We start from the raw sequence: 16,071 nt of genomic DNA on the forward strand, positions 1-16,071 counted from the left end.
AACTTTTCGTCGACAAAATCAAAAACATTATTTGCATTCTTTGTATACAAAAGCATAATCCACTTCGTGCGAGTTCCTGACCATGCGGTCAACAAATTCGCAAGTGCCTCAAAGGACCGCTGCCACCCTCATGGGTCCGGCCCTGGAAATAAAAATAAAACTCTTGAGGAGTATTCGCTGTGGAAAGCCGCAAATCCGAAGCATCGACGCTGGATCTCTCGCCGCCATTACGCAATGGCTTGCTGGAGCGTCTGTTCAAACTCAGCTTGCACGGCACCACGGTGAAGACCGAGCTGATTGCCGGTCTGACAACCTTCATCACCATGGCTTACATCATTTTCGTCAACCCCAACATCATGGCTGACGCCGGGATCGATCATGGTGCGGCATTCGTCGCCACCTGTATCGCTGCAGCACTCGGTTGCCTGTTGATGGGCCTGTACGCCAACTGGCCGGTCGGCCTGGCGCCAGGCATGGGGCTCAACGCCTTCTTCACCTACACCGTAGTCGGCACCATGGGCTACAACTGGGAAACCGCCCTCGGCGCGGTGTTTGTGTCCGGTGTGTTGTTCATGATCCTGACCTTCTCGCGGATCCGCGAATGGCTGCTCAACAGCATCCCGGTCAGCCTGCGCTTCGCCATGGGCGCCGGCGTGGGTCTGTTCCTGGGGCTGATCGGCCTGAAAACCGCGGGTATCGTCGTCGATAGCCCGGCCACGCTGATCAAGCTCGGCTCCCTGCGCGAACCCGGCCCGCTGCTCGCTGCCGTGTGCTTCCTGATGATCGCCATCCTCAGCTATCACAAGGTGTTCGGCGCGATCCTCATCAGCATCATCACCGTGACCCTCGCTGGCTGGGGTCTGGGCCTGGTGCACTACGAGGGCATCATGTCGGCCCCGCCAAGCCTGGCTCCGACCTGGATGGCCATGAACGTCGCCGGCGTGTTCAACGTCAGCATGATCAGCGTGGTCCTGGCGTTCCTCTTCGTACACATGTTCGACACCGCCGGCACCTTGATGGGGGTTGCTCAACGCGCCAACCTGGTAGGCGCTGACGGCAAGATCGAAAACCTCTCCCGCGCCATGAAAGCCGACAGTGCTTCCAGCGTATTCGGTGCAGTAGTCGGCGTTCCGCCGGTCACCAGCTACGTAGAAAGTGCTGCCGGTGTTGCAGCGGGTGGTCGGACTGGTCTTACCGCAGTGACCGTAGGTGTGCTATTTATTGCAGCCATGTTCTTCGCGCCGCTGGCCGGGATGATCCCTGCCTATGCAACCGCGGGTGCACTGATCTACGTAGCGATGCTGATGATGGGCGGCATGGCCCACATCGAATGGGATGAAGCGACCGACAGCATTCCGGCGATCGTTACCGCAATCATGATGCCACTGACCTTCTCGGTCGCCGATGGCATCGCGCTGGGCTTCATCACCTACGTGGCGTTGAAGGCCGGCACCGGCAAGTACAAGGAAATCTCCGTAAGCCTGTGGGTGCTCTGCGCGATCTTCATCGCCAAGTTCATCTTCCTGTAAACCTTACGCGGGACCCGCTTCAAAACAGCCTCACCCCGTCGGGTGAGGCTTTTGTGCAAATGGAGGAAAGTGATGAGTCTGGAAACCTGGCTGCTGTTCAGCGGCGCTGCGCTGATAGTGATCCTGATCCCGGGGCCGCTGTCTTTGCTGATGATCAGCAACAGTCTGAATTACGGCCTGCGCCGCTCTTACCCGGCCTTTCTCGGCGGCGTGTCCGCATCGATCTGCCTGCTGAGTGCTTCGGCGCTGGGCCTGGGTGCGTTGTTGCTGGCGTCGGAACAGCTGTTCAGCGCCCTGAAGATTCTGGGTGCCCTTTACCTGTTCTACCTCGCCTGGCAGAGCTGGCAGCAATCGCGCCTGCCTTCCCATGGCGCTGAAGTGCCACAAGCCGCGCCGGTGCCACGCTTTCGTGCACTGTTCGGCCGTGCCTTCATGCTGGGCGCCAGCAACCCGAAGGACATCCTGTTCTTCGCCGCTTTCCTGCCGCAGTTCTTGAGTGCCGAACAGCCGTTCCTGCCGCAGCTGCTGGTGATGATTGTCACCTGGACACTGCTGGATCTGGCCTGCAAGTTGGCTTATGGCCTCGGCGCCCATGGCGCGGCGCGGTATCTGCGCAGTGGCAAGGGCCAGAGTTGGTTCAACCGGATCAGTGCGGGGTTGTTCAGTGGTGCGGGGGCTGCGTCCCTGCTGAGCCGCTAAAGCTGTAGGAGCGAGCTTGCTCGCGATGGACGTTAACGATGACGCGGGCCATCTGAATGCCCTCGTTGTCTGGGCCTCCATCGCGAGCAAGCTCGCTCCTACAGACGAAAAAAAGCCCGCAGTGTGAGCGGGCGAAAGACCAAAGAAGCTATATGCGCAGTCGCTTCCAGGGTGCAGCAGCTGCTTGGGGGATCAGCTGCCGCGATAGGTGGAGTAGCTGTAAGGCGAAATCAACAACGGCACATGGTAGTGATCCTGCTCGGCAGAGATGCCGAAACGCAGCACCACGACATCCAGGAAGGCCGGCTCCGGCAGCTTGACGCCGCGGGCGCGGTAGTAATCGCCGGCATGAAACTGAACCTGATAGACCCCGGTGCGGTAGTCATCACCTTGCAGCAGCGGTGCATCGACACGGCCATCGCTGTTGGTTATCGCGCTGGCGACCAATTCCAGGTGCGATCCTTCAACGCGGTACAACTCGACCTTGATCGAGCTGCCCGGGCAACCGTGTGCTGCGTCCAAAACGTGTGTAGTCAAACGTCCCATTGATTCTGCGCGCCTGCCTGCGTGGAGCAGTCAGACTTCGCGCCTCCCGAAGTCAGTTGAAAAGGAGACCGCACCGATTCGGAGCACGAAAAGTTGCGGCGAGCGACTGATTAAGACACTTTTAAAAAAAATTGTACACAATAAAAACGACATTTTTCGTGTTATACCCGGCACTTGCACATTTACCGGCGATTTCCCGCCGAACTGCACACTCCATGGACCCGTCATCAAATTACTGACCAGTCAGGCAGATTTCTTGCAGGCTCACGCCAATAGCAGTAAAAGATGACAGTCGGTTAAAAATGCGAAAATTCAGGCTTACAAAGTGAATATAAAGTTGTATACAATCAGCCCATCGCTGTGACGCCAGCCTGCCACCAATCTCCAGCTGCGTCACACCAACCGTCATCATCGAACAAGAAGGAAGCCTGCAGTGAGCGCTGACTACCCACGCGACCTGGTCGGTTACGGCAGTAACCCTCCTCATCCACACTGGCCGGGCAATGCCCGCATAGCCCTGTCGTTCGTACTCAATTACGAAGAAGGCGGCGAGCGCAACATCCTGCACGGCGACAAAGAGTCCGAAGCCTTCCTCTCGGAAATGGTGTCTGCCCAGCCGCTGCAAGGCGCGCGCAACATGAGCATGGAATCGCTTTACGAGTATGGCAGCCGTGCCGGCGTGTGGCGGATCCTGAAGCTGTTCAAGGAATTCGACATTCCGCTGACCATCTTCGCCGTGGCCATGGCCGCCCAGCGTCACCCGGACGTGATCCGCGCCATGGTCGATGCCGGCCACGAGATCTGCAGCCACGGCTATCGCTGGATCGACTACCAGTACATGGACGAAGCCCAGGAACGCGAGCACATGCTCGAAGCGATCCGCATCCTCACCGAAATTACCGGTGAACGCCCGCTGGGCTGGTACACCGGCCGTACCGGCCCGAACACCCGTCGCCTGGTGATGGAAGAAGGCGGTTTCCTCTACGACTGCGACACCTACGACGACGACCTGCCCTACTGGGAACCGAACAACCCGACCGGCAAACCGCACCTGGTGATCCCGTACACCCTGGACACCAACGACATGCGTTTCACCCAGGTCCAGGGTTTCAACAAGGGCGACGACTTCTTCGAATACCTCAAGGATGCGTTCGATGTGCTCTACGCCGAAGGCGCCGAAGCACCGAAGATGCTGTCGATCGGCCTGCACTGCCGCCTGATCGGCCGTCCGGCGCGTCTGGCTTCGCTCAAGCGCTTTATCGAATACGCTAAAAGTCATGAACAGGTGTGGTTCAGCCGTCGCGTCGACATTGCCCGCCACTGGCAGGAAACCCACCCGTACCAAGGGGCCGCGAAATGAGCGCCTTTCAAACATTGAAACCCTCGACATTGAGCCGCGACGCCTTCGTCAAAGCCTTCGCCGACATCTACGAACATTCGCCATGGGTGGCCGAAAAGGCCTTCGACCTGGGCCAGGACGCCTCGATCGACGAGATCGAAACCCTGCACCAGCGCATGAGCGACATCCTGTTGAGCGCCGATCACGAAAGCCAGTTGGCTCTGATCAACGCTCACCCGGACCTGGCCGGCAAAGCCGCCGTCCAGGGCCAGTTGACCGAAGCCAGCACTAATGAACAGGCTGGCGCCGGTATTCACCAATGCACGGCCGAAGAGTTCCAGCGCTTCACCGAGCTGAACGACGCCTACAAAGCCAAGTTCAAGTTTCCCTTCATCATGGCGGTAAAAGGCAGCAACCGGCATCAGATCCTCGCAGCGTTCGAAACGCGCATCCACAACCCGGTCGACACCGAGTTCAAATGCGCGCTGGCGGAGATCAACAAGATCGCCCTGTTCCGATTACTGACCCTATAGCAAGCCTGGCCCAGCGATTTCATGAACGCCGAAACCGCCCAGGGCCTTGCAAGCATCCCAAGCCAACTTATTAAAGGCAGACAAGAAGAATGAAAGCTTACGCCGTACCTTTCGAGAAGTTCGTCAACCTGGCCGACGCCCGCCTGGGCACCAAAATCATCTCGGTCACCGATGACTGGTTCGCAGACGCCAACCGTCTGTTCCAACCGACCCCGGCCGTATGGAAGGAGGGCGTGTTCGATGACAACGGCAAGTGGATGGACGGCTGGGAATCGCGCCGCAAGCGCTTCGAAGGCTTCGACAGCGCCGTGATCCGCCTGGGCGTACCGGGTTCGATCAAGGGCGTCGACATCGACACTTCATTCTTCACCGGCAACTTCCCGCCATCGGCGTCCCTGGAAGCCTGCTTCCTGGCGTCGGGCGAGCCTGATGAAAACACCCAGTGGACTGAAGTGCTGTCCGCTGTCGAGCTGCAAGGCAACAGCCACCACTACCACGAAATCAGCAACGACCAGGCCTTCAGCCACCTGCGTTTCAACATCTACCCGGATGGCGGCGTGGCCCGTCTGCGTGTGTACGGCGTGCCGTTCCGCGACTGGTCGGCCATCGGCGACAACGAGCAAGTCGACCTGGCCGCCGCCCTCAACGGTGGCCGTGCCCTCGCCTGCTCCGATGAACACTTCGGCCGCATGAGCAACATCCTCAACCCGGGCCGTGGCATCAACATGGGCGACGGCTGGGAAACCGCGCGTCGCCGTACCCCGGGCAATGACTGGGTCATCGTCGCGCTGGGTCATGCCGGTGAAGTCGAGAAAGTCATCGTCGACACCCTGCACTTCAAGGGCAACTACCCGGACAGCTGCTCGATCCAGGGCGCCTTCGTGAAGGGCGGCACCGACAGCCAGATCGAAACCCAATCGCTGTTCTGGCGCGAACTGTTGCCAAGCCAGAAGCTGGAAATGCACGCCGAACACACCTTCGCCGAGCAGATCAAGGCACTGGGCCCGATCACCCACATCCGCCTGAACGTGTTCCCGGATGGTGGTGTAAGCCGCCTGCGCGTATTGGGCAAGGTCGCTAAATAAGCGGTGAGGCCATTCGCGAGCAGGCTCGCTCCCACAGGGGTACGCGGTCGAAATGTGGGAGCGAGCCTGCTCGCGAAGACAATAGAACAGACAACAACGAATTCGGATAAGAAGACCAGCATGCGCACACTGACGATTGAACCGCTGACCAAAGAAGCCTTCGCCCCTTTCGGTGACGTGATCGAAACCGACGGCAGCGATCACTTCATGATCAACAACGGTTCGACCATGCGCTTCCATAAACTGGCGACGGTCGAAACCGCCACGCCAGAAGACAACGCAATCATCAGCATCTTCCGCGCCGACGCGCAGGACATGCCGCTGACCGTCAGCATGCTGGAGCGTCATCCGCTGGGCAGCCAGGCTTTCATTCCGCTGCTCGGCAACCCCTTTCTGATCGTGGTCGCGCCACTTGGCGATGAACCTGTATCAGGCTTGGTCCGCGCCTTCGTCACCAACGGCAGGCAGGGCATTAATTACCATCGCGGCGTCTGGCACCACCCGGTGCTGACGATCGAAAAGCGGGATGACTTCCTGGTGGTTGATCGCAGTGGCACAGGCAATAACTGCGATGAGCATTTTTTCAAAGAGGATGAGCGTTTGATCCTCGCCCCCCACCAATAAGAGAAGGTCTGATCACTCGACAACAGAGTGACAGGCGAGAGGTAAAGACTGTGGAAGCACATCTGTTGGAATGGCTGAACCTGAGCGTGCGCTGGGTTCATATGATTACTGGTGTGGCCTGGATCGGCGCATCGTTCTACTTCGTCTGGCTGGAAAACAACCTCAACCGGGTCAACCCGAGAACCGGCCTGGCCGGCGATTTGTGGGCGATCCACGGCGGCGGTATCTACCACCTGGAAAAATACAAACTGGCTCCACCGACCATGCCGGACAACCTGCACTGGTTCAAATGGGAAGCCTACTTCACCTGGATGTCGGGGATCGCGCTGCTGTGCGTGGTGTTCTACTCCAACCCGACGCTCTACCTGCTGGCTCCGGGCAGCACCCTGAGCGGTCCTGAAGGCGTGGCCATCGGTCTCGGCTCGCTGTTCATCGGCTGGTTCATCTACTCCTTCCTGTGCGACTCGGCCCTGGGCAAACGCCCTGCCCTGCTCGGTTTCATCCTGTTCGTGCTGATCATCGGCGCAGCCTACGGCTTCAGCAAGGTGTTCAGCGGTCGCGGTGCGTACCTGCACGTCGGCGCGATCATCGGCACCATCATGGTCGGCAACGTGTTCCGCATCATCATGCCGGCGCAACGCGCACTGGTGGCGGCGATTGCCGAGAACCGCACACCGGATCCGGCCCTGCCGGCCAAAGGCCTGCTGCGTTCGCGTCACAACAACTACTTCACCCTGCCGGTGCTGTTCATCATGATCAGCAACCACTTCCCGAGCACCTACGGCAGCCAGTACAACTGGTTGATCCTGGCCGGGATCGCGGTACTGGCGGTGTTGGTGCGTCACTACTTCAACACCCGTCATGACAGCCACAAGTTTGCCTGGACCCTGCCGGTGGCAGCGGTGGGCATGATCTGCCTGGCCTATGTGTCCGGTCCGAAGCCGATGTCCAGCGCCCCTGAAGTGGCCAACGCTCCAGCGAAAATCGAATACCAGCCGCTACCGGAAACCGCAGTGGGCGGTGGATTGAAACCTGCTGAAGCCAAGCCTGCACAAGCGCCTGCTGCCACTGCGGCTCAGACCTCCAATGCTGGCCCGGGTTTCGACAAGGTGCACAGCGTGATTCAGGAACGCTGCACGGTCTGCCACTCGGCCAAGCCCACCAGCCCGCTGTTCAGTGCAGCACCGGCCGGTGTGATGCTGGACACTCCCGAGCAAATCCGCCAGAACGCACCGCGTATCCAGGCGCAAGCCGTCACCAGCCAGATCATGCCACTGGGCAACATCACCCAGATGACCCAGCAGGAACGTGACCTGATCGGTGCCTGGATTGTGCAGGGAGCCCAGACCAATTAATCGCTGAACGCTTCGCGAGCAAGCTCGCTCCCACACAGGCAACACAAAACCTGTGGGAGCGGGCTTGCCCGCGAATGGCCGCAAAGCGGCCTACCTGATTCGAATACAGCTGCCGGCAGCATTGGGGCTGTAAATCACAAGAATAAAAAAGATCCGAGGTGTTGCATGTCCGAGCTATCCGCAGCGCGCATCCCCGACGCACCCGCCATTCAGCGTTTGCCCCTCTTGCAACTGATCCTGGTCGGTTTGCAACATGTTCTGCTGATGTATGGTGGCGCCATCGCGGTGCCGCTGATCATCGGACAGGCCGCTGGCCTGAGTCGTGAAGAAATCGCCTTTCTGATCAACGCCGACCTGCTGGTGGCCGGTATTGCCACCATCGTCCAGTCCCTCGGCATCGGCCCCATGGGCATTCGTATGCCGGTGATGATGGGGGCCAGTTTCGCCGCCGTCGGCAGCATGGTCGCCATGGCCGGCATGCCCGGTATCGGCCTGCAAGGGATCTTCGGCGCGACCATCGCCGCCGGTTTCTTCGGCATGCTCATAGCGCCGTTCATGTCCAAGGTCGTGCGCTTCTTCCCGCCGCTGGTGACCGGCACGGTCATTACCTCGATTGGTTTGTCGCTGTTCCCCGTGGCCGTGAACTGGGCCGGCGGCGGTGCCAGTGCCGCTCAATTCGGCTCGCCGATCTACCTGGCCATCGCCGCCCTGGTGCTGGGCACCATCCTGTTGGTCCACCGTTTCATGCGCGGCTTCTGGGTCAATATCTCCGTGCTGATCGGCATGTGCCTGGGCTACGTGCTCTGCGGCCTGCTCGGCATGGTCGACCTCAGCGGCATGGCTCAGGCGCCATGGCTGCAATTCGTCACCCCGCTGCACTTCGGCATGCCGAAATTCGAACTCGCACCGATCCTGTCGATGTGCCTGGTGGTGGTGATCATTTTCGTCGAGTCCACCGGGATGTTTCTTGCGCTGGGCAAGATCACCGGCCAGGAAGTCTGCCCACGGATGCTGCGTCGCGGTTTGCTGTGCGATGCCGGCGCCTCGTTCTTCGCCGGGTTCTTCAACACCTTCACCCACTCCTCCTTTGCCCAGAACATCGGCCTGGTGCAGATGACCGGCGTGCGCTGCCGCTCCGTGACCATCGTCGCCGGCGGTTTGCTGATCGTCCTGAGCCTGCTCCCCAAGGCCGCGTTCCTGGTGGCCTCGATCCCTCCGGCAGTCCTGGGTGGCGCAGCGATTGCGATGTTCGGCATGGTCGCCGCCACCGGCATCAAGATTCTCCAGGAAGCCGACATCGGTGACCGTCGCAACCAGTTGCTGGTGGCGGTGAGCATCGGCATGGGCCTGATCCCGGTGGTGCGCCCGGAGTTTTTCGCCCACCTGCCCGTGTGGATGAGCCCGATCACCCACAGCGGCATCGCCATGGCCACCCTCAGCGCGCTGACGCTGAACCTGCTGTTCAACATCCTCGGTGGCGCCGAACGCGCGGCCATCAACGACTGCCACGCCCACTAAGACAAAAACGCATACCCCCTGTAGGAGCGAGCCTGCTCGCGATGAACCCGAGAACACCGCGTTTATCCAGATAACACGCGTAATCGTTGACGACCATCGTCGGAACGCCGCCCGGAGCAAGCTCGCTCCTACAGGGGTAGGGGTTTCCTGCGCCTTGAAAATAAAAACAAGAGGGAGCAACAGATGATTCGGACACAAACCAACCTGCTGTTGGGTGCCGGCCTGCTGGCCGCGAGTCAGGCCATGGCCGGCGATTTACTGCTGTGGCAAACCAACAGCCTGAGCTATCTGTACGGCAAGGATTTCGCGGTCAACCCGTCGATCCAGCAGACGATAACCTTCGAGCACGCCGACCGCTGGAAGTACGGCGACAACTTCATGTTCATCGACAGCACCTACTACAACGGCGAGAAAGACCGGAACAAAGGCGTCCACGCCTACTACGGCGAGTTCAGCCCGCGCCTCTCCCTGGGCAAGATCCTCGACCGTCGCTTCGAATTCGGCCCGATCAAGGACGTGCTGCTGGCCATGACCTACGAAAATGGCGAAGACGATACCGAGGCCTACCTGATCGGCCCCGGATTCGACCTGGCAGTACCGGGCTTCAATTTTTTCACCCTGAACTTCTATTACCGCCAGACCGAAGGCTCGCGTCCCGGCGACGATGTCTGGCAGATCACGCCGGCCTGGTCCTTCACCCTGCCATTGGGCAACTCGAACCTGTTGATCGACGGCTACATGGACTGGGTAGTGGATAACGACCAGAACGCCCATGGCACCTATCACGCCAACCTGCACTTCAACCCGCAGATCAAGTACGACCTGGGCAAGGCCTTGGGCTGGCGGGAGAAACAAGTGTACGTCGGCGCCGAATACAGCTACTGGAAAGACAAGTACGGCATCGAAAACAGCGGCAAATTCGACACCAATGAAAACACCACCAGCCTGCTGGTGAAGGTGCATTTCTGATGCTGCCCCGCAACCGTGCGCCAAACCTGTCGTCGGTGCGCCGTTGCGGAGCACTTGAGACCTGGCCGAGGAGTCAGTATTCTCCGCGGCCGCCCGAATCCGGTTTAAAAAAAAGCCCGGATGTAAAACCTGACCAGCAGGCCAACTTATCCCGGCGCTGGCAGGCACCAAGGCACTCCACCCCCCCTCTCAATCGACCGCTTTTGAGCCGTCGAGCGGGAGTTTTTTTGCTTTTTGAAAGCCTTGGCTCAGCTCTTGCTATCAGCACAAAGCTGACCGACTGGATGATTTTTTACCGCTACGGAAAAAGGCGCCACACCAGAGCGTCGACCTTAAAAAAATAACGTGGAACCACCTACTTTTTGGGAGCAACCGAATGAAACGTACGTGCACTAGCCTGATGCTGGCGGGATCGATGCTGGCCGGGGGCCAGGCCATGGCCGGCGATTTGCTGCAGTGGCAGAACAACAGCCTGACCTACCTGTATGGCAAGGACTTTCAGGTCAACCCGCGCATCCAGCAAACGGTGACCTTCGAACACGCCGATGGCTGGAAGTACGGTGACAACTTCTTCTTCATCGACAAGATCTTCTACAACGGCAAGGAAGACCACTTCGCGGGTGAAAACACCCACTATGGCGAGCTCAGCCCGCGCCTGTCGTTCAACAAGATCTTCGACCAGAAGTTCGAGCTTGGCCCGATCAAGGACGTCCTGCTGGCCATGACCTATGAGTTCGGCGAAGACGACACCGAGTCGTACCTGATCGGTCCAGGTTTCGACCTGGCCATCCCCGGCTTCGACTACTTCCAGTTGAACTTCTACAACCGTCACACCGAAGGCGACCGCCCGGGCGACAACATCTGGCAGGTCACACCGGTCTGGTCCTACACCATTCCGGTGGGTGACTCGGACGTGCTGATCGACGGCTTCATGGACTGGGTCGTCGACAACGATGTCAACAGCAAAGGCGAATACCACGCCAACCTGCACTTCAACCCACAGGTCAAATACGACCTGGGCAAGGCGCTGAACCTGGGTGCCAAGCAGTTGTACGTCGGTGTCGAGTATGACTACTGGAAAAACAAGTACGGGATTGAAGACAGCCAGGGCTTCAAGACGGATCAGAGCGTGACCAGTTTCCTGGTCAAGGTTCACTTCTGATCATTTAATTCTGTAGGCGTCTGTATGGGCGCCTTCGCGAGCAAGCCCGCTCCCACATTTGATCTGCGCCGTACGCAATTATTGTGTTCGCTGAAAATCGAGTGTGGGAGCGGGCTTGCTCGCGAATGGCTGCACCGCCCATCTCAAGCCGAGACTGCAGGCTCCGCCAAGCCGAGAAACCGGCATAACTCCCCGCGCTTGGCCAACGCATCGCTGCGCCCCAGTTCGATCAACTCGCTGCAATACCCCGCCTCGAACAGCAGGTAGCTCAGTACCCCTGCCCCGCTGGTCTTGGTCGCACCCGGCCCCCGCAGGAACAGACGCAGCGCCGCCGGTAATTCCTGACGATGTCGCGCGGCAATCTCATCAATCGGCTGGCTCGGTGAAATCACCAGCACGTCCACCGGCGCCACGCCCAATGCGCGGGTCGGTGTGCCGTCAGGCATCAGGTGACTGAACTGGTTCAGGCGCTGCAACAGCTCGATGTCACTTTCCAGGCTGTCAATGAACGTACTGTTGAGCATGTGCCCGCCGATCTGCGCCAGGGTCGGCTGCTGCCCGGTGTAGCTGCGCTGCAAGGGTTGTTGCGGGTCGATACCGCGGGGGTTGCCGCTGACGCCCACCACCAGCACCCGACTGGCGCCCAGATGCAGCGCCGGGCTGATAGGCGCCGACTGACGCACCGCGCCATCACCGAAATACTCTTCGCCGATTTTCACCGGGGCGAACAGCAGCGGAATCGCTGAACTGGCGAGCAAGTGTTCAACCGACAGTCGGGTGGGAACGCCGATGCGTCGATGGCGCAACCAGGCATCGATCTTGCCGCCGCCCTGATAGAAAGTGACGGCCTGGCCGGACTCATAGCCGAACGCCGTGACCGCCACCGCATGCAATTGCTTCTGTGCGATCGCTTCGGCGATGCCCTCCATATGCAGCTTGTCGTTGAGCAGATCCCGCAGCGGAGAACTGTTGAGCAGCGCCACCGGAACCTGGGAGCCGATGCCGAGCAAACTGTGGCTGACAAAGCGAGTGGCCTGGCGAATGACCCCGGGCCAGTCGCTGCGCAATACCAGAGGGCTGCGAAAGCCCTGCCAGAAGGCCGTCAGGCGTTGGATGGCATGACGAAAGTCCATTGCCCCGCTGGCGAGGCTGACCGCATTGATCGCGCCTGCCGAGGTGCCGACGATCACCGGAAACGGATTGCTCGCCCCCGGCGGCAGCAATTCGGCAATCGCCGCCAGCACCCCGACCTGATAAGCCGCCCGAGCCCCGCCGCCGGAAAGAATCAACCCTGTAACCGGTTCAGCTGGACTCATGCACAACTCTCCATGGTGCTTGATGGGATTTCGTTGTTTCGGCCTGTTCCCTTGTGGGAGCGAGCTTGCGAGCGATGGACGTTAACGATGACGCTGGGAGCCTGACGCCCCGTGGCGCCCTCTGGTCCATCGCGAGCAGGCTCGCTCCTACAGGGGATCGGGGTTCAACGGCGTTTGGCGTACAGCTTCGGCTCGCCCGGTGGACGGCTCTTGAAGCGGCGGTGGGCCCACAGGTATTGCTCGGGATATTGGCGCAGGACGCCTTCGATCCATTGGTTGATGCGAATGCAGTCTTCTTCCTCGGTTTCACCGGGGAAGCCTTCGAGCGGCGCATGGATCACCAGGCGATAACCGCTGCCGTCCGCCAGACGCTCCTGGGTGAACGGCACCACCAGCGCCTTGCCCAGCCGCGCAAACTTGCTCGTGGCAGTAACGGTCGCCGCCTGAATGCCGAACAGCGGCACGAAGATGCTTTGCTTGGCGCCGTAGTCCTGATCCGGCGCGTACCAGATCGCGCGGCCCGAGCGCAGCAATTTGAGCATGCCGCGCACGTCTTCACGCTCTATCGCCAGCGAATCGAGGTTGTGCCGCTCGCGGCCCTGGCGCTGGATATAGTCGAACAGCGGATTCTTGTGCTCGCGGTACATGCCGTCGATGGTGTGCTGCTGACCGAGCAACGCCGCGCCGATTTCCAGCGTGGTGAAGTGCAGCGCCATCAGGATCACGCCCTTGCCTTCGCGCTGGGCCTGCTGCAAGTACTCCAGCCCTTCAACGTGAGCGAGACTTGCCAGGCGCTTGCGCGACCACCACCAGCTCATCGCCATTTCAAAAAACGCGATACCGGTGGAGGCGAAGTTTTCCTTGAGCAGGCGTTTGCGTTCGGCGGCGGTTTTTTCCGGAAAACACAGTTCCAGATTGCGCTTGGCAATGCGCCGTCTGTCGCCGGCCACGCGATACATCAATGCGCCCAATGCTCGGCCGATCCACAGCAGTGCCGGATACGGCAACTGGACGATGAGCCACAACAGCCCCAGGCCACACCACAGCGGCCAGAAACGTGGAGATAGAAATGCTTTTCGAAAACGCGGGCGGTCCATTAATGCTTCCGGAATGACAATGGCCGCGCATTCTACATCGTTCGACCCGGCTTGCGGCCTGCGGGCGTTCTCGTTATAAGTCTCGGCACTTTTAGTGACAAGTCGTTGTATGCCGACCATGAGCCAAACCGAACCGCTAGACCAAGATCCCGTGTTCCAGTTGAAGGGCAGCATGCTGGCCATTACGGTGCTGGAACTGGCCCGTAACGACCTCGAAAGCCTTGATCGGCAACTGGCCGCCAAGGTCGCCCAGGCGCCCAACTTCTTCAGCAACGCGCCGCTGGTACTGGCCCTGGACAAACTCCCGGCCAACGAAGGCGCCGTCGATCTACCCGGCCTGATGCGCGTATGCCGCCAGCACGGCCTGCGCACCCTGGCGATCCGAGCCAGCCGCATCGAAGACATTGCCGCCGCCATTGCGGTCGACCTGCCGGTGCTGCCACCGTCCGGTGCCCGGGAGCGTCCACTGGACCTGACCGAAGGCGAATCGAAGAAAAAACCGGAAAAACCGCCTGAACCGACCATCAAGCCGACAAAAATCATCACCTCGCCGGTACGCGGTGGCCAGCAGATTTATGCCCAGGGCAGCGATCTGGTGGTGATCTCCTCGGTCAGCCCGGGGGCGGAACTTCTCGCCGATGGCAACATCCATGTATACGGCCCGATGCGTGGTCGCGTATTGGCCGGCGTCAAGGGCGACACCAAGGCGCGGATTTTCTGTCAGCAAATGAGTGCTGAACTGATTTCCATTGCCGGACATTACAAGGTTTCCGAAGATCTGCGCCGCGATCCTCTGTGGGGTTCGGGTGTGCAGGTCAGCCTGTCCGGCGACGTGTTGAACATCATTCGGCTTTAACGGATACTGCCGCATTTTCCAAGCATCTCTAAAACGTAGCGAAAACGGCTCAAACGAAGTAGGAAAAAGGCCGAAAGCAGTGTTTACCGGGGGTAAGCGCCGCTCAAAACCGGATTCCAGCCAAGGCTGTCCGACTGCAGTAGTTTTTCAGGAGATGTTTTTCAGGGGCTGAAAAGTCCTTTTTCCTTAGGGGTGAAACACCTTGGCCAAGATTCTCGTGGTTACATCCGGCAAGGGTGGTGTGGGTAAGACCACCACCAGCGCCGCTATCGGTACCGGCCTCGCTCTGCGCGGCCACAAAACAGTTATCGTCGACTTCGACGTGGGCTTGCGTAACCTCGACCTGATCATGGGTTGCGAGCGCCGCGTGGTGTATGACTTCGTCAACGTGGTCAACGGCGAAGCCAACCTGCAACAGGCCCTGATCAAAGACAAGCGCCTGGAAAACCTCTACGTGCTGGCCGCCAGCCAGACCCGCGACAAAGACGCGCTGACCGTCGAAGGCGTGGAAAAAGTCCTGATGCAACTCAAGGAAGACTTTGAGTTCGTGGTCTGCGATTCCCCGGCGGGCATCGAGAAAGGCGCCCACCTGGCCATGTACTTCGCCGATGAAGCGATCGTCGTGACCAACCCGGAAGTCTCCTCGGTACGTGACTCCGACCGCATGCTCGGCCTGCTGGCCAGCAAGTCCCGTCGCGCCGAACGCGGCGAAGACCCGATCAAGGAACACCTGCTGATTACCCGTTATCACCCGGAGCGTGTGAGCAAAGGCGAAATGCTCGGCGTAGAAGACGTCAAGGAAATCCTTTCGGTGACCCTGCTCGGCGTGATCCCTGAATCCCAGGCGGTGCTCAAGGCATCCAACCAGGGTGTTCCGGTGATTCTCGACGACCAGAGCGATGCCGGCCAGGCCTACAGCGATACCGTTGACCGCCTGCTGGGCAAGACCGTGGATCATCGATTCCTTGATGTACAGAAGAAGGGATTCTTCGAGCGCCTGTTTGGAGGCAACTAAGCAATGAACCTTTTTGACTTCTTTCGTGCCAACAAAAAGCAAAGCACCGCGTCGGTAGCGAAAGAGCGTCTACAGATCATCGTGGCGCACGAACGCGGCCAACGCAGCACCCCGGACTACCTGCCGGCCTTGCAGAAGGAACTGGTCGAGGTGATCCGCAAGTACGTCAATATCGGGTCCGATGACGTGCACGTCGCACTGGAAAGCCAGGGCAGCTGCTCGATTCTGGAACTCAACATCACCCTGCCTGATCGCTGAGTCGATCCGCCAGGAGCCACGGCGGCTCAGGCCCTTCAAGCCTTTGTAGGAGCTGCCGCAGGCTGCGATCTTTTGATTTTGCATTTCAAAAACAAGATCAAAAGATCGCAGCCTGCGGCAGCTCCTACAGGGAACGAGGGGCCTGAGCCGCCGTTGGCGTTTGTTACGAG

At 59.7% G+C, this 16,071-nt stretch carries 17 protein-coding genes; 14 read left to right on the top strand and 3 right to left on the bottom strand.

Annotated features, from left to right (window positions below):
- The first annotated feature begins 179 nt into the window (after nt 1-179).
- Nucleotides 180-1,529 carry an NCS2 family permease gene (locus ACXX83_RS15980; protein WP_015096117.1) on the top strand — a complete coding sequence of 450 codons (1,350 nt, stop codon included), beginning with the start codon at nt 180-182 and terminating at the stop codon, nt 1,527-1,529.
- Between the two features lie 72 nt (nt 1,530-1,601).
- Nucleotides 1,602-2,228, top strand: a complete 627-nt coding sequence (locus tag ACXX83_RS15985; RefSeq protein ID WP_053157031.1) for a LysE family translocator — start codon at nt 1,602-1,604, stop codon at nt 2,226-2,228.
- Between the two features lie 192 nt (nt 2,229-2,420).
- On the opposite strand, the gene uraH is transcribed toward ACXX83_RS15985, so the two are convergent.
- On the bottom strand, nt 2,421-2,774 hold the full coding sequence (gene uraH / locus ACXX83_RS15990) for a hydroxyisourate hydrolase (RefSeq protein ID WP_007974925.1): 354 nt from the start codon (nt 2,772-2,774) through the stop codon (nt 2,421-2,423).
- A gap of 433 nt (nt 2,775-3,207) precedes the next feature.
- Here uraH and puuE point away from each other — a divergent pair, with 433 nt between their 5' ends.
- The 9 genes from puuE to ACXX83_RS16035 all read left to right on the top strand — a co-directional run bounded on the left by puuE (nt 3,208) and on the right by ACXX83_RS16035 (nt 11,359).
- A complete protein-coding gene (puuE, locus tag ACXX83_RS15995; RefSeq protein ID WP_007988146.1) occupies nt 3,208-4,134 on the top strand; it encodes an allantoinase PuuE in 927 nt (308 codons plus the stop codon).
- A complete protein-coding gene (uraD, locus tag ACXX83_RS16000) occupies nt 4,131-4,646 on the top strand; it encodes a 2-oxo-4-hydroxy-4-carboxy-5-ureidoimidazoline decarboxylase (protein WP_458549069.1) in 516 nt (171 codons plus the stop codon). Before puuE ends, uraD begins: the two co-directional genes overlap by 4 nt.
- 89 nt (nt 4,647-4,735) lie before the next feature.
- Nucleotides 4,736-5,731, top strand: a complete 996-nt coding sequence (gene alc, locus ACXX83_RS16005) for an allantoicase (protein ID WP_007974931.1) — start codon at nt 4,736-4,738, stop codon at nt 5,729-5,731.
- Nucleotides 5,732-5,851: 120 nt separating this feature from the next.
- Nucleotides 5,852-6,355 (top strand): ureidoglycolate lyase, encoded by a 504-nt coding sequence (locus tag ACXX83_RS16010; RefSeq protein ID WP_007960046.1) that lies wholly within the window; start codon nt 5,852-5,854, stop codon nt 6,353-6,355.
- Between the two features lie 50 nt (nt 6,356-6,405).
- Nucleotides 6,406-7,710, top strand: coding sequence for a urate hydroxylase PuuD (locus ACXX83_RS16015; protein WP_458549070.1), 1,305 nt, complete (start codon nt 6,406-6,408; stop codon nt 7,708-7,710).
- Between the two features lie 165 nt (nt 7,711-7,875).
- Nucleotides 7,876-9,228 carry a nucleobase:cation symporter-2 family protein gene (locus ACXX83_RS16020; RefSeq protein ID WP_126046603.1) on the top strand — a complete coding sequence of 451 codons (1,353 nt, stop codon included), beginning with the start codon at nt 7,876-7,878 and terminating at the stop codon, nt 9,226-9,228.
- Between the two features lie 183 nt (nt 9,229-9,411).
- The gene (locus tag ACXX83_RS16025; protein WP_126046605.1) at nt 9,412-10,197 is read left to right on the top strand and encodes an outer membrane protein OmpK; all 786 of its coding nucleotides are present in this window, start codon (nt 9,412-9,414) and stop codon (nt 10,195-10,197) included.
- Nucleotides 10,197-10,541 (top strand): hypothetical protein, encoded by a 345-nt coding sequence (locus ACXX83_RS16030; protein WP_141249696.1) that lies wholly within the window; start codon nt 10,197-10,199, stop codon nt 10,539-10,541. Before ACXX83_RS16025 ends, ACXX83_RS16030 begins: the two co-directional genes overlap by 1 nt.
- Before the next feature lie 32 nt (nt 10,542-10,573).
- Entirely contained in the window at nt 10,574-11,359 is a 786-nt protein-coding gene (locus ACXX83_RS16035) for an outer membrane protein OmpK (RefSeq protein WP_458549071.1), read from the top strand.
- 143 nt (nt 11,360-11,502) lie between these two features.
- Here ACXX83_RS16035 and ACXX83_RS16040 read toward each other — a convergent pair whose 3' ends face one another.
- Both ACXX83_RS16040 and ACXX83_RS16045 read right to left on the bottom strand, forming a co-directional pair.
- Complete coding sequence (locus ACXX83_RS16040; RefSeq protein WP_458374209.1) at nt 11,503-12,675, bottom strand: patatin-like phospholipase family protein; 1,173 nt, start codon at nt 12,673-12,675, stop codon at nt 11,503-11,505.
- Nucleotides 12,676-12,839: 164 nt separating this feature from the next.
- The gene (locus ACXX83_RS16045) at nt 12,840-13,772 is read right to left on the bottom strand and encodes a lipid A biosynthesis lauroyl acyltransferase (RefSeq protein ID WP_015096126.1); all 933 of its coding nucleotides are present in this window, start codon (nt 13,770-13,772) and stop codon (nt 12,840-12,842) included.
- A 118-nt stretch (nt 13,773-13,890) separates the two neighbouring features.
- Between ACXX83_RS16045 and minC the strand changes: the two genes are divergently transcribed.
- The 3 genes from minC (at nt 13,891) to minE (ending at nt 15,901) form a co-directional block, all read left to right on the top strand.
- Nucleotides 13,891-14,628 carry a septum site-determining protein MinC gene (gene minC, locus ACXX83_RS16050; protein ID WP_217835913.1) on the top strand — a complete coding sequence of 246 codons (738 nt, stop codon included), beginning with the start codon at nt 13,891-13,893 and terminating at the stop codon, nt 14,626-14,628.
- A 202-nt stretch (nt 14,629-14,830) separates the two neighbouring features.
- Complete coding sequence (gene minD / locus ACXX83_RS16055) at nt 14,831-15,643, top strand: septum site-determining protein MinD (RefSeq protein ID WP_007974946.1); 813 nt, start codon at nt 14,831-14,833, stop codon at nt 15,641-15,643.
- 3 nt (nt 15,644-15,646) lie between these two features.
- A complete protein-coding gene (gene minE / locus ACXX83_RS16060; RefSeq protein WP_007974947.1) occupies nt 15,647-15,901 on the top strand; it encodes a cell division topological specificity factor MinE in 255 nt (84 codons plus the stop codon).
- Nucleotides 15,902-16,071 lie beyond the last annotated feature (170 nt).

Source organism: Pseudomonas sp. GNP012, assembly GCF_054343835.1.

Bases quoted from the DNA above. Each gene is read 5' to 3' on its own strand.
- ACXX83_RS15985 (WP_053157031.1), top strand. From the start codon at position 1,602: ATGAGTCTGGAAACCTGGCTGCTGTTCAGCGGCGCTGCGCTGATAGTG.
- ACXX83_RS16025 (WP_126046605.1), top strand. From the start codon at position 9,412: ATGATTCGGACACAAACCAACCTGCTGTTGGGTGCCGGCCTGCTGGCC.
- uraH (WP_007974925.1), bottom strand. From the start codon at position 2,774: ATGGGACGTTTGACTACACACGTTTTGGACGCAGCACACGGTTGCCCG.
- ACXX83_RS16035 (WP_458549071.1), top strand. From the start codon at position 10,574: ATGAAACGTACGTGCACTAGCCTGATGCTGGCGGGATCGATGCTGGCC.
- ACXX83_RS16045 (WP_015096126.1), bottom strand. From the start codon at position 13,772: ATGGACCGCCCGCGTTTTCGAAAAGCATTTCTATCTCCACGTTTCTGG.
- minC (WP_217835913.1), top strand. From the start codon at position 13,891: ATGAGCCAAACCGAACCGCTAGACCAAGATCCCGTGTTCCAGTTGAAG.
- ACXX83_RS16020 (WP_126046603.1), top strand. From the start codon at position 7,876: ATGTCCGAGCTATCCGCAGCGCGCATCCCCGACGCACCCGCCATTCAG.
- uraD (WP_458549069.1), top strand. From the start codon at position 4,131: ATGAGCGCCTTTCAAACATTGAAACCCTCGACATTGAGCCGCGACGCC.
- ACXX83_RS16010 (WP_007960046.1), top strand. From the start codon at position 5,852: ATGCGCACACTGACGATTGAACCGCTGACCAAAGAAGCCTTCGCCCCT.
- alc (WP_007974931.1), top strand. From the start codon at position 4,736: ATGAAAGCTTACGCCGTACCTTTCGAGAAGTTCGTCAACCTGGCCGAC.
- ACXX83_RS16040 (WP_458374209.1), bottom strand. From the start codon at position 12,675: ATGAGTCCAGCTGAACCGGTTACAGGGTTGATTCTTTCCGGCGGCGGG.
- minE (WP_007974947.1), top strand. From the start codon at position 15,647: ATGAACCTTTTTGACTTCTTTCGTGCCAACAAAAAGCAAAGCACCGCG.
- ACXX83_RS16030 (WP_141249696.1), top strand. From the start codon at position 10,197: ATGCTGCCCCGCAACCGTGCGCCAAACCTGTCGTCGGTGCGCCGTTGC.